The 13,823-nt window shown below is 62.8% G+C and carries 7 protein-coding genes and 2 pseudogenes; all 9 read right to left on the minus strand.

What is annotated here, in order from left to right:
• Window positions 1–173 precede the first annotated feature (173 nt).
• The 9 genes and pseudogenes from AB7245_RS45665 to AB7245_RS45705 all read right to left on the minus strand — a co-directional run bounded on the left by AB7245_RS45665 (window position 174) and on the right by AB7245_RS45705 (window position 13,734).
• Window positions 174–5,274: pseudogene (locus tag AB7245_RS45665) on the minus strand (N-6 DNA methylase).
• Between the two features lie 164 nt (window positions 5,275–5,438).
• A pseudogene (locus tag AB7245_RS45670) lies at window positions 5,439–6,043 on the minus strand (DUF1419 domain-containing protein).
• A 197-nt stretch (window positions 6,044–6,240) separates the two neighbouring features.
• Window positions 6,241–7,200, minus strand: a complete 960-nt coding sequence (locus tag AB7245_RS45675; protein WP_439035881.1) for a DUF3991 and toprim domain-containing protein — start codon at window positions 7,198–7,200, stop codon at window positions 6,241–6,243.
• A 206-nt stretch (window positions 7,201–7,406) separates the two neighbouring features.
• Window positions 7,407–7,583, minus strand: a complete 177-nt coding sequence (locus AB7245_RS45680) for a hypothetical protein (protein ID WP_439035882.1) — start codon at window positions 7,581–7,583, stop codon at window positions 7,407–7,409.
• Window positions 7,584–8,670: 1,087 nt separating this feature from the next.
• Entirely contained in the window at window positions 8,671–9,318 is a 648-nt protein-coding gene (locus tag AB7245_RS45685) for a hypothetical protein (RefSeq protein ID WP_439035985.1), read from the minus strand.
• Window positions 9,319–9,594: 276 nt separating this feature from the next.
• A complete protein-coding gene (locus AB7245_RS45690; protein ID WP_439035883.1) occupies window positions 9,595–10,335 on the minus strand; it encodes an MOSC domain-containing protein in 741 nt (246 codons plus the stop codon).
• Window positions 10,336–10,587: 252 nt separating this feature from the next.
• On the minus strand, window positions 10,588–11,916 hold the full coding sequence (locus tag AB7245_RS45695) for an aspartate aminotransferase family protein (protein ID WP_439035884.1): 1,329 nt from the start codon (window positions 11,914–11,916) through the stop codon (window positions 10,588–10,590).
• An 87-nt stretch (window positions 11,917–12,003) separates the two neighbouring features.
• Window positions 12,004–13,056, minus strand: coding sequence for a phosphotransferase enzyme family protein (locus AB7245_RS45700; RefSeq protein ID WP_439035885.1), 1,053 nt, complete (start codon window positions 13,054–13,056; stop codon window positions 12,004–12,006).
• Between the two features lie 9 nt (window positions 13,057–13,065).
• Window positions 13,066–13,734 (minus strand): haloacid dehalogenase type II, encoded by a 669-nt coding sequence (locus tag AB7245_RS45705; protein WP_439035986.1) that lies wholly within the window; start codon window positions 13,732–13,734, stop codon window positions 13,066–13,068.
• Between the last annotated feature and the right edge of the window lie 89 nt (window positions 13,735–13,823).

Genomic DNA, 13,823 nt, shown 5'->3' on the forward strand with positions numbered 1-13,823 from the left:
TCCCCCGGCCCGCGGAGCGGTCGGGCCGGCACAACAGCGGCCGAGCATCTCTGTCCGGCCGGACAAGCAGGGCCCTTAAGCCCTGCGAAGGACGACGGGCCGGGATCGCGCAGGCCGCGGTTGAGCGTCAGCGTTGCCGGCTTGGCCGATCTGCGAGCGGCTTTCCTTCTTCATCACGCTGCGATGGCGTTCTCGCCGCTCCCCTCCACATCGCTCGCAAGGGCCTTCTCCACCTCCGCCAACTGCCGGCGCTTCTCGGTAAGCTCGGCGGCGAAGGCGAAGTCGCCGTCCTCGCGCGCCTGATACGAGGCGAGCCTGCGGCGTGTATCCGCGAGACGCTGGCGATAGCGCTCGATCTCGCCCTCGAAATTTTCCAACCCATGCTCCAGTCGCGAGATCGCGCCGAGCGGCGTGACCGTGACGGGCAGCTCGATCTCGGCTCCCGCGCCGGTGCGTAGCAGCACGGTGGTGTAGCGGTAACCGTCGCGGCCGAAGTGCTCGCCGGAATATGCGAGGTCAAAGCCGCCTATCGTCGCGACCACAATCTCGCACTCCTGCTGAAGCTGCACGAGGGTCAGGATCTCCTTCATCAGCGCGCGACCGGCCTCCTTGCGCTCCACATAGCGCTTGCCGGCCACGCTCGCGGCGAAGGCGTCAGCGGCCGTCGCAACGCGGCGTTCAATATCCTTGCCGACATCTGCGATCCGCCGCGTGCAGAACTCGATGTCGCGCTCCGCGTCGCGGATCTGCCGGCGGACGGCGTGTTGATCGTCGATATGCGCCGCGCGGAGACGTTCCAGCCGCGCGATGTCGGCTTCCAGTCCCGCCTTCTCCATCAGCCGCTGGTCGCCGCTGGCGATCGCCTTGGCCATCGCGAACTGATTGGCCTGGCCTTCGCCGAGGTCCTCAAGCCGGCGGATCGACGTGTCCCCGGAGAGCGCCGCGGCGATGAAACGGGCCTTGCGTTCGTTATTCTGCCACATGCTCGCGTCCAGCGATCTCTCCGTGGCATAGGCAAAGATGTCGATGACATCGTGCTGGTTGCCCTGACGCTCGATCCGGCCCTCGCGCTGCGCGATCTGCGACGGCAGCCACGGCACGTCGAGGTGATGGAGCGCCGTCAGCCTGAGCTGCGCGTTCACGCCGGTGCCCATCGTGTCGGAGGAGCCGATCAGGAAGCGGACCTTGCCGGCGCGCACGTCGCCGAACAAGCGCTGCTTGGCCTCGGACTTCCTAAAGTCCTGCATGAAGGCGATCTCGGATCTGGGCACGCCCATGCGGACGAGCTCGTCTCTGATCCAGCTATAAGCCGAGAAGCCGCGTGTCTTCTCGACGCTGATCGTTCCGAGGTCGGAGAAAATCATCTGCGCGGCGCCCGGCAGCTCGTACGGCTTGCCGTCGGCGCGCACGTAGCTGTTCGCCGATGTCTCATTCCAGATGCGGAAGGCGTTGGCGACGAGCAGGTTCAGCTTGTTGTCCGGCTCGTTGTCGCTACCTGGATCGACCAGACGCAAATCGATTGCCGCATGGCGGCCGTCGGTGATGACGGAAAGCAGGATGTCGTCGCCCGGCTCCGGCGGCCGGTCGCGCATCTCGATCGCCTTGATCCGCGCGTCGAGCAGGGACTGATAGCGCCTGAAGGCCGGGGTTTGCTTTGCGGTCAGGATCTGCCGCTTGCCCGTCGAGATCGCCGGGACCTTCACATGCTGCCGCAGGTCATCCGGTAGCACCACGTCGGCGAAGGACCGGAACATGGCGATCAGCTCGGGGACGTTGACGAAGGTCGCGAAGCGCGTGACCGGCTTGTACTTGCCGGACGGCTGAAGCTCGAGCTGGGTCGAGACATCGCCGAAGGTCGAGGCCCAGGCGTCGAACTCGTGCAGCCCGCGATCCAGAAGCGCCGCGTAGCCGAGATAGCGCTGCAGCGAGAACATCTCGCCGAGCGTGTTGGTGATCGGGGTGCCGGAGGCGAGCACCAGCGCGCGGCCCGGGTTCTTTGTCTCGATGAAGCGGGACTTTACATAGAGATCCCAGGCGCGCTGCGAGCCGTTGGGGTCGACGCCCTTCAGCGTCGACATGTTGGTGGCGAAGGAGAGCTTGCGGAACCCCTGCGCCTCGTCGACGATGATCTGGTCGATGCCGATCTCCGAGATGGTGAGGAGATCGTCCTTGCGCGTGGCGAGTTCTTCGAGCCGTTCCTTCAGGCCCTCCTTCAGCCGCTCGAGCCGCTTGCGCGAGACCCGGTCCTCGCTCTCGACCTTGGTCAGCAGTTGCTCGTAGAGCTCGAGCTCGTCCTGGATCATCTGCTGCTCGAATGCGGACGGCACGCCAATGAAGCGGAAGGTGGAATGGGTGATGATGATCGCATCCCACGTCGCGGTCGCGGCGCGCGACAGGAAGCGATGCCGCTTGTCCGTGGTAAAGTTGGTCTCGTCGGCGACGAGGATGCGCGCGACCGGATAGAGCGCCAGGAACTCGCGCGCCGCCTGCGCCAGGCAATGGCCGGGAACGACGAGCATCGCCTTGGCGATCAAGCCGAGCCGGCGCTGCTCCATGATGGAAGCCGCCATGGTCATCGTCTTGCCGGCGCCGACGGCATGGGCGAGATAGGTCGCGCCCGAGGCGATGATGCGCCAGATGCCGCGCTTCTGATGTCCGTAGAGAACGAATGCGCCCGAGGCGCCCGGCAGCTTCAGATGCGAGCCGTCGAAAGCGCGCGGCACGATGTTGTTGAAGCGGTCATTATAGACCCGCGCCAGGCGATCGGTCCGATCCGGATCGGACCAGATCCAGTTCTGGAAGGCAGTCTTGATCTTGTGCAACTTCTCCTTTGCCGCCTCGGTGTCGACCACGTTGAGGACACGACGCTCGCTATCGCCGTCCTTGATGGTGTCGAAGATCTGCGGCACCGAGGAATTGAGCGCATCGGACAGAAGCTGGCCGGCGTGCCGCCGCTCGGTGCCCCATTCGGATGTGCCTGCGGCCATCCAGCCGAGCTGGCGGGCTTCCAGGGTCCACGACGCCAGTTCCGGCATGTGGTGGATCTTGATCTCCGCGCCCATCGTCTCGTGGACGAAAGCGATGATATCGGCAGCGGGAATCCACGGCGCGCCGAGCCGCGCGGTGATGTCTGAGGGCCGGAGGTCGGCGGGTTGCACCTCGCGCAGGGCCGCCACATTGCGCTCATATTCGGGGTCGAGCGCGGCCGCGGCTTCCGCCGCCGCGAGCTTCGATCGAACGGCGCCTGAAAGATAGGCGTCGGCGGTCTGCCACGACCCATCGGCCGGATCGCGGAAGATGGTGCCGCCGAGTTCGGCGATCACGTCGTCCGCATCGCGATGCACGAGCTCGGCGATGTGATCGGGATCGACATGGCCGCGCTCGTTGAGCACGACGGCCAGAGCGTCGGCGGCGCTGGTGATGACCGGCGGCGCCGGCGGGGCGATCACCCGCTCGGTGAAGATCGGGCCTGGCCTTGCCGTATCGGATTCGAGGTCGTAGTCTTCGATCGAAGCCACCAGCCAGCAGTCCGGATCGTCCAGGAATGGCTGGAGGTTCGGCCTGCGGTGCGTTTCACGGACCTCACCGGTCTCGTCGTCCTCGGCCGTCGACACCATGGTCGTGTTGATCGGCCCGAAGGCGCACGAAGTTCGACCACGCGATGCGTAAGCGGACCTGCGCATCCTTCCACGGGCGATCAAGCTCCTGGCATTTCAGCACGTCGCGCACCGCATCGCGGATCGGGATCAGCTTCTGGATGATCCGGGCATGCTTTTCCGGAATGCCGTCGGCGCTGCGGCCCTTGCGCACCGCCACAGAGACCGGCTTCCCGTCGAGGATCTGCATCAGGCAATGCCGGTGATCGAGGAAATAGCTGCCCTCGCGCGCCGTGAGGCTCGCCGCGCTCTCCGACTTCGCTGGCACGGCCTCGTGCTCGCTGTCAGAGTCGATCGCCTCCGGTTCGCCATCATAGATTGCGACCGGAAGGAGGGTGATCGCGTCGGCGAGCGCAGCCGCGAGCTCCTCGTCGGCCTTGGGTAGACAGGTGTAGGTCTCGCCGAACGGGCCGGAGGTCAGCGCGTGCGCGCCGAGCACACGACGGGGATGGCGTGCAAAAAAGCGGTTGACGCGGATGGCGCCCTCGTCGTCGGTCGCCGGGTGCACCTCCTCCAGGTCGAGCCATGATATGTCGCCTTCGGGCTCGCCGTACTTGCGCCGCCGGAAGAATAGGATGTCGACCACGACGTTGGTGCCGGCATCGGCGCGGAAGCTGCCTTCCGGCAGACGGATGGCACTGAGGAGATCGGCATGCTTTGCGATCAGCGCGCGCGCCGAGCCATCCGCCTTGTCCATGGTGCCGTGCGAGGTGACGAAGGCGGCGAGGCCACCCGGCTTCAACAGCTTGATCGCCTTAACGATGAAGTAATCGTGGAGACGCAGACCGAGCGAGCGCAGCGCGCGGTCCGAGCGCACCGTGCGATCGGAGAAGGGCGGATTGCCGATCGCGAGGTCAAACCGCGCCGGCAGATCGATGCGCGCGAAATCGCCGGTGACGATCCGCGCCTGCGGCTGCAACAGCCGCGCGATGCGCGCCGTGACGGGATCGAGCTCGACGCCGGTGACGTGCGAGACATGGCGTAGCGCTTCGGGCATCAGCGCCGGAAACAGGCCCGTGCCGATGCCGGGCTCGAGCACGCGTCCGCCGCGCCAGCCGAACCGCAGCAATGCCGCCCAGATCGCCCGCACGATGAACTCCGGCGTGAAATGGGCGTATTGCGTGCAGCGCGCGAGCGAGGCGTAGTCAGCATCGTCGATCGCATCCTGCAGATCGGCGCCGATCGCGTCCCCGCCCTTCGCGAACTCGGTTTCGCCCGGTCGGCGGAAGACCCCATTGGCAAGCTCGGTGGCGCCGAATCCGGTGAAGCGGATCAGTTGCCGCTGCTCGTCAATCGTCGCGGGCCGCTGCTCGGCCTCGACCTGTGAGGCGAGCCGGACCGCCGCGACATTGTCGCGGGCGCGCTGCTTCCAGTTCCTTGCGAGGCCGCGCGCATCGGCAAGGTAGAAATTGTCGCCGCGCTTGCGCGAGCCGGCCGGGGAGGGCTGCGTCGACGAGACCGCCGGCCCTGCGGGGACCGACGGCGACGGCGGCGGATCGTCATCATGATCGTCGTCGCCGCCGGGATCGGGGCCGAACGCGGTAACGCCAAGGCCGAGACTGGATGAAAGGGCGGTATTGCCGAAGAGGTCGAGGGTGAAAGGATCGTCATGCGCCATGGGAAATGTCCTCCAGTTGGGCGCGCGCCGCCGTCCGCCGGCGCGGGCTGCGACGGACGGCACGGCGTTGCGGGATTGACGGAGAGCCGGCGCCAGGGCCGGGTGCGGAAATGCGACGCCCCGAGCGAGGCCGGGCTGCCGCGGGGCGGGGAGGGGAGGTCGGGCTAGGCCGCGGCCGTCTCCGGCAGATGGCGGAACTGCACCGGCAGCTTGGCCGCGATCTCTGCCTCGGTGAGGTCGTCGAGGAGCTTCAGGCCGTGCCGCTCTGGCCGGCATAGACGAGTACAGTGCGGCGGCCGCGCATGGCCTGCGGCCAGCGCTCGCCAGCATAGCCGCGATAATCGTCATGCGTGCTCGACCAGATGTGGTCGAGCCGCTCGTCGCGCGTCATCGCGTGCACGGGCCGTGACTCGTGCTCGATGATCGCCGCCTTCATCCGCTCCGGCGACAGCCGATCTGAAAGATCGCAATAGCCATGGAACCAGCGCCGCTTTCCGTCGATGGCAAGCGTGAAGAAGATGCTGGTGACGCTGCCCGTCATGAATTCGCGCATCGCAAACATGTCGGCGCGCATAAACAGCGGCGACAGGATCTCGAGCATGTAGTCGTGCTCCCGCTCGTTGATCTCAAACCACTCACCGGCGAAGAGATGCTGGCCTTCACCTTCGGCCATCGCGGGGTCACCACGATGGCGGTTGAACAAGCGGTGCATCTCGTGGCGCGTCGCAACGCCTTCGAAAACTTTGCGGATGCTGGGGGAGGTGTGCATGGGCGGCTCCTCTTGGCCTGGCCGGACTGACAGCGCGAGCGATCCGCCTGATCCCTTCGTCACTTCAGTCCTTCATCACACCTCCTCGCCGGCCGCATCGAAGGTCCGGCGGGTCAAGGGCCGCGGAACGCGGGCGAAGCTTCACCCTTGACGCGCCGGCCGGGCATGCGGCAGCGATCCTCGCTTTTTCTCATTCCTCATATTCGTTCGCCTTCGCGCGGACGACATACAGCACAGGACCATGCCGTGCCTTGCTGTCCACCTCCGATTCGGGCGGCGCTGAGGTCTTCGTTCCAATCGTCGGTGCGCGGCTGCGACCGCAGGAAACGAGAGCCGGCCTCGTCCGCGATCTCCCGAATCCAACGGGCGTAGACTTCGCCCTGCCGATTGTTATCGGTCGCGGCGACAATGACGGCATTGGCGCGCCCGGCCAAAGCGCGGACCGCCGTCTCTGTTGCCGGCGCCCATCCCCCGCCCGTGCTGATATACAGAGTGTCATCACGCAGCTCTTCGAGAGCAGCAAGGCTCATCGCATCGACTGCGGCTTCCGTCACACAGATGCGCAAGCAATCGGCGGCGCCCAGGCGGAACAGCTCTTTCGTACCGCCCGTCGCAAACCCGCGCCAGCTCGGGCCACGCTCCTCCCAGCCAGTGATGACGCCAACCGAATCGCTATGTGCCGCCCACATGCTGCCTTGCGGGCCCTCGCGGAGCCGTCCTTCGCTAACGGCGGCGGCGATGATCCGTTCGGGGATATGCCGCTCATCGACCAGATAGCGCCAGGTCGCGGAGCCGGGCCGAGGTTCGGAGCGACGACGCCAGCGCTTCGCGATCGAGGCAACCGGTTTTGGCTTTGCGGCAGGTCGCCAGGCGGGCGCGCTGGGCACGAAGCCGACGACGCCGGAAACACGATCACACGCGTCAGCGAATCCATCGGCGCCAAGATGTTGGGCGAGCGAAAACACGTCCCCCTTTGCCGTCGAGAGGGGGTCGAACCAGCCGCGACCGTCGTGGATGACGATCACGATCCTTTGGTCACGGCGATACTTGATCGCCCGGCGGGTGCTCTCCTTGATATCTACCTTCCACCCATCCTGCTCGAGCAGGGCCGCACAGCCGACCTGTTCGCGCAGCACTTCGATTTCTCTCTTGTCCATTGTTTGCACCGGTGTCGCGCAGGCGACATCCGGCCCCTTCTTCTGTTGGTCTCACTTGTTCCTAGCCTTGCGGCACATCCCCGACCGGCCGCGAAGCCTGCCGGGCGCAAGGGCGCGCGGACAAGCTGTCGAATTTGTCAGATAGCTGGGCGCGGCGAAGCTTCCCTTGCAGCCGGCATGGCGCCAGCGGCAGCCGGTCACCCGGCTCAATGGGCCGGGGACCAGGGATCGTATTCGTGAACGATAGCGTCTTGCTCGCCGTCGTACTCGCTGGAGAGCATCACACCGAATTCGCTCTCAGCCTGGAAAAGGATGACCGGCACCATCAGCGTGCGGGCCAGATCGAAGGCGTGGTTCTGGGCGAGGGTGAGATCGTGCGACATCGAAAGGCTCCCGTCTTGCGGCGAGGACCATCCCCGCTCGACAGGCGCCGACGTGTTCGGGGGCGGCTGCGGTCACCTCGAGAGGCGAAGCCGAAGAGGTCGCACGCTTGCGTAGCGAACCCCTTGCGGGTTGATCGTGGAAGGCCGCACCAGAACCAAGGAAAGCCCATTCGAGAGCGGGGCTGGTCCTTCACCGGAAGCATGGTGAACCAAGGCGCACATCGTTCATCCCGCAGATACGTTGCCGTTCGGGTCGACAGCAAGAACGATCGTCGTCATTCTGTCCGGGATCAATGAAAGCGTGTTTGCCCACGCGAAGATCGCTTCGCGAACTTGTCGTTTCCATTCGACACCCTCGAGGTCATAGGCGTTGCACCCGCAGGGTTTAAAGGCCTGCTTCGTGAAGCTGCTTCCGGTCGGTATTCGGAGGCTTGGGCCGTTTGCGTCAGGGATGGCCGCCCGCAAGGGGGAAGACCCGCCTGCGGGGCTTCAGCGCAGCCAACAGCCCGGCCCCGCAGGGGTGACGCCCAGCTCCCGCCACAACGCTTCCGAAGACCCTGCGAGCAAACACACTTTTGCGAAAGGCTCAATTCGCGGAATGAGCCGTTATGGAGTGAATAGGTGAACGCTGCTTTCGATGGATCAAAAGCGGATCGTTTTGTTATTGATACAGGTCGACCTTGTGCGCGTCGTAGATTTGGATGCTCGGGCAAGTCGGTCGAACACCTCTGCGATTAGAATGCTCATCATTTCAGAGCGCGCCGGAAGGACTCAGGTCTGCAACCGGGGGTGGTTTAGAAGGTGGCTATAAGAAACGTCGAGACAACCGGTTGTCCGGCGACCGATCGCTAAAGAACAACACTAAGGTCAAAGCTTCGAGTCCTTCCATCGCTACCAATTCTTTGATTTTGTACGCTGTCCTGCGATTTCCCAAGATCGTGTTCTGACGGGCTGAGGCTCGGCAACGAAACCCAGCTGCAATTTTCCAGAAGAGCTAAAGAAGTCATAAGGGGACTTGGCACTCGCAAAGAGCTGATCGCGGCCCATACAAAAATAGGATGAGCTCTTGCCGGCCGGAAAAGCGTCCTTATTCCGCTATTCCCGAGCCTTTGCCTTCGTGCGGCTCGGCTTGAACAAATCGAGATCGATCGCCTGGCCCGTTGTAAGATATCCGGAGCGATTGGGATGGAGCTTGTCGCCGGGGCCGCCGCTGGTGCTGTCGGCGACGAATTCCGGCTTGAGCCCGCCCGATCGCGGATCGAGCACGACCTTGTCGAAATCGATCACGCCGTCGAACGTGCCTGATGTGCGGATGAAGTCGTTGAGCGCCTTCCGCTTGCTGTCCTTCTCTTCGAAGCCATGCGCGGTGCTGGTGCTGCCGAGCGCCGACGTCACGGTGGCGCCGATGACACGAAGCTGCGGCCATTTCGCACGGAGTCGGGCCACCGTCCTTCATCGCCGCGATGACTTTGTCAGTCGAGGCATCGCCATTCTTGCTGAAGTCATTGATACCTTCGAGCCAGATCAGGCCGGAAACGCCCGACATGGCGAAGACGTCGCGATCGAGCCGTTGGCCTGAAGCGGGGCCGCCAGGGAATGGCTTGTCGGGGCCGTATTCGGCGGGGCCGGCGATCTGGTTGCCGCCCATACCGCCGTTCACCACCGCGACCTTGTTGCCGTAGTGAGCTTTCAAGCGGCGCGATAGCACGTTAGGCCAGCGATCATCGCCGTTCATGGTCGAGCCTGTGCCGTCGGTGATCGAATCGCCAAATGCCACGATGGCGAAAGCATCTCGGGGTGCAGTCTTTCAACCGCGTGGAGGAACAACCATCAGGCGGTGGCGTACGGGACAAGCACGGTGAGAGCGGCCGTATCACGGTGGGAAGCCTCGAAATCAATGCTGGTCTGGCGCGTGCAAATAAGTTACTCAATTCGGACGCACCTGCAATCTTCTAAGCCATTGAGTTAATTTTCTTGGCTCCCTTCTCCGGAGGCATAGCGCTACTATAGCCTACGCAACGGCGACCATCGCATCGATTGCCACGTGGCCGGGAAGCATGACGTCGCAATAAATTCCGAAATCACGACCGTGCCGCTGGACCACTCTGCGCAGGATTTCGATGTCTACCGGCAAGCGATCTTGCTCGATCGTGATGAAGCCGCAGCGTCCGCAAGACCCCTTGCCACGCAACACGACCTCGCCGATCCTGATCTCCCGGCCGATCCAGTCTTTTTCAGGCACCGCCTCGTCCTCATCCGGCCAGTCGACAAGAATGTTCGGACGGAAGCGGCGCGTGTCGATGACGCTGTGAGGCAATTCTCGGCTAAGGCTGCGCAGTGCAGCCGTGGTCAAGAGGTGGATCGGGGCGTGCTCGTAGCGAGGGCGAAAACCGCCTGATCCGATGGGGTCGAACGGCTTCAGCATTGGCTTGAAGCCGAAAGTCGTCGACAAGGCTTCCCGCATCGAGGCGTCCTCCGGTCCAGCCCAACTCCTGCCATCGACCGAAACGGTCACGCCGCCATCAGCGATCCTAGCATGCGCGCGCGGCACGCCAATGAAGTGCTTTTCCCGTCCAGGGGAGGCGATGCGGCCGGTTGCTTCATCGAGCACTCCCCAGATCCGGTCGCCGGCAATGCCGCCTGCCTCGACGCGAGCCACGGCGAGCTGTTCGCCTGCCATGGAGCTCACCGGATAGCGCCAGAGTTCTGCGACCTTACCCTTCATAGGATCTCGCGCTTCCGGGGCGCTCATCAGGCGCTCCTTGAGATGCGTGGGGCGGCGGCGACGCAGAGCAGATCGGCGTCGGTGGATGGAAGGAGCTGGGATGCGGATATGGTGACCACGCGAACCAGCAACTCACGTGCGCGCTCCGACACCTGCACGCGTGGAAAACCCCGGCTATTTTGAACGGCATCAACTTGAACGGGCATTGCAAGAACTTTCCGAATTTTTGCTCCGGTGGCACCGTACTAAGGCCTTGCCCCCTGCTCGCACGTAGGCGGTCTAGCCAGCGACCCCGACGAGCGCGCGCTCCATGGATGCAAGGAAGAGGTCGACATGTTCAGCCTGGCAAACGAGCGGAGGGCGCACTTTAAGTGAATCCTCGTTGGCCCCTGTCGTACTCACAAGTACGCCGTCGTCCCGCATTGCGTTCACTACATCCAAAGCCATTGCACGCCGGCTTGCCGCCGGTGAGCCCTCAAGCCCTATGTCGATGCCAAAAAAGAGACCAGCGTTTCGGATTGAGCGAACTCCGTAAGGCTGCTTCGCGATTCTCTCCAGCCCGGTTCGGAGACGCTGGCTCATGGCAAGCGCTCGCTGGGGGATTTGGTCCCGCTGAAGGATCGTTAGCACGGCGTCCGCCGTCGCTATTCCAACTGTATTTCCGGCGAACGTGTTTGAGTAGCGAGATGTGGCCCCAAATTGGTCCATCGGTGCTCTGCGGCCAACGACAGCGCCAATTGGAAATCCATTGCCCATCGGCTTGCCGAGGGTAACAAGATCCGGAACAATGCTGTGCCGCTCAAAGCCCCACATATGAACGCCAGTTCGCCCAAAGCCCGGTTGAACTTCGTCGGCGATGACGAGACCACCTGCCTCCCGGACTGCCACAACTCCACTGGCGATGAACCCAGGAGGGTCTACCCATACGCCATCGCTGGAGAAAATACTGTCGATGAGCAGGGCGGCAACGCCAATGCCACGACGGTTCAGATCCGTAATAGCTGAACGGATCTGCGCCTCGAAAAAGTCCGCGGCTTGTGGCTGCGGCACGCCCGCTGGTCCGGGTAGCGATACCATGCGCACGAATGGGCTGAGCTTGACTGCGTCGCCCAAGTTCGGGGAAACCGCAGCGGTCGCCGCACTAGTGCCGTGATACGCGTAGGTCGACACGATCACGCCTTCGTTGCCGCTCGCAAATCGCGCGATACGCAAGGCCAAATCGTTGGATTCACTGCCCGTGCAAGTAAAAACCACCCGGTCGAGCTCGTTTGGGAACGTATCGACCAATCGCTCGGCATAGTCGACAAGTTTTGGCTCGAGATAGCGCGTGTTGGCGCTTATCTGGCCTGCCTGCTCAGCCATTGCGACGTTTACTTCTGGGTGGCAATGACCGAGAGACGGTACGTTGTTATAGAAATCAAGATAGGCCCGCCCGTCAGGATCGTAGAGCCACATGCCTTCGCCGCGAACGAAGTGCACGGGGCGGCGGTACTGGAGTCGATATGAGGCCCCCAGAACTTCGTCACGGCGAGCAATTAGCTCGGACTCGCGCCTAGGAAGGTTGGATTCGCCGGGTCTGTAGCGATTTGGCATGAGATCTGTAGACATGTGCTTCTACCTGTTTGAAAGAGTAGCTTAATCAGTTCGCGGTTCTTTGTGCTGGCGACCGTGCCGGTCGAGTGAACCGAAATGGCGTTACGGCTGGAACGACGACATTGCCGCCAGAACTGCCGCCTCGCCCGATGCGGCGCCAAGAGGTGTTAGAATCGAAAGGCCGTGCTCGGCACGCGCGACATTCTTTTTGATGTACTGGGCGTCGGCCGGAAAAAGGTAGGATCGCCAGTAGTTGACCAGGATCAATGCGCTTTGTCGCGCCCGCATCAGTCCCACGAGCAATCTTGCTTCAAGCGCCGAAAGTGTAATGACCGAGGCGTAGCCGGCGATAAGATGTTCGGCCCCACCCAAAGGAAGGGTCGGATCCTTAACGACGTGACTCGCTGCGATTGCGAGATCCTGGATTCTGGGGCCCCAGCAGCCATCGCCAAAATCGATGAAACCCATTCCCTGGCCAGTCAACATCACATTGAATGGGCTGGGATCATTATGAGTTACCTGCCACGCGACATTCGAGATTTGTGGCTCAACAAACTCGACATACTCCGCCATCGCGACACGAACGCTATCGGCAATTGTCCGGCATGGCAGGTATTGCTTTAGTTCCGTCAACCTCGGCCAGCAACCAACGTGCCAAAGCACGGGACGGTGGGCCGCGGGCACGCTGACCAGATCAAGATTCAAGTGCAACCGGGCCAGAGCGCTGCCAGTTCGAAAAAGCAGGTCGGGAGTCGGCGTCGCTTGGTGCAGCGGAATGCCTTCAATCCGGGTCTGTAAGTACCCGCATACTCCGTCTTGTTCAAACATCAGTGCGCCGTTATTCGTGCGGAGCACTTCGGGCGCGACGAAGCCCGCGGCCCCTTGTAATCCAGCTAAAGCGGCGGCCTGGAAACGAAAGCTGTCGACCGCCTCCGGTCTGGTCGATGTCTTCAGGATTAATCGGCGGCCCTCCGACAGGTTGACCTCCACGGTGCGCTCGACCTCGGAGGATAATGTCGCAATCGATCCCGTTAATCCGTAGTGGCGCTTAAGTAGTGCCGCCGACATGTCCGGTTCGGAAGCGCCCGGCCGCATGGCCAGGATTGCAGCGGCAGCGCGAAAATAGGCTTCGGTGCTTTGCGGGGCCGAGTCCATCCTTGCCCCTCAGAGTCCGAAAAGGCCTGGTAGCTCGGTCACATCGGAGATTTCCGTATACCCGTAATAGCGGTTGGCTGGCTCATGGCGGCGATTAACCCAGACTTTGTTCTTGATCCCCAGATCATAGGCGGACATCAGGTCGTAGCGGAAAGACGAGGAAACGTGAGTTATGTCCTCTGGGCCGCATCCCAGCATGTCAAACATATATTCGAACGCATTGAGGTGAAGTTTATAGGCACGCGCCTGTTCAGCGGTATAGACGGCATGAAATGGCGCGCCGAGCTTTGCCACGTTCGACGGAATTTGGGCCGTCGTAGCGTTCGAAAGGATAACCAGCGGAATTTCGTTGGCTAGTTTAGCCAATCCCTCGGGTACGTCCTGATGCGGCCCCCAGGTCGGGATACGGTTGTAAATCGTTTCAGCGTCTTCGGCACGGAATGCGACGTTGTTGCGGCGGCAGGTGCGCTCCAGTGAGTTGTGAACGATATCCGCAAAAGGCTTCCAGTCCTGCATCACCTCGTCGAGGCGGTAGGCCGAGAAATTCTTGATGAATTCGTCCATGCGCGGGCCATCCAGAAGACGACCGAACAGATCCCTCGCGGCTTCCGCCATTTGGAAATTGACCAGTGTGCCGTGGCAATCAAGAGTCACGTATTTCGGCCGGAAGCGATCCACGTCCTTGGTCCCGTCGAGTTGCCTTACCAGCCGAGCATAGCCGCTGGCGTTTGGCAGAATGTGCCGCAATGCATGGTCATTCAGCAGAA

The sequence above is a fragment of the Bradyrhizobium sp. 604_D8_N2_3 genome (assembly GCF_051810765.1).
Lineage (GTDB): Bacteria > Pseudomonadota > Alphaproteobacteria > Rhizobiales > Xanthobacteraceae > Bradyrhizobium > Bradyrhizobium barranii.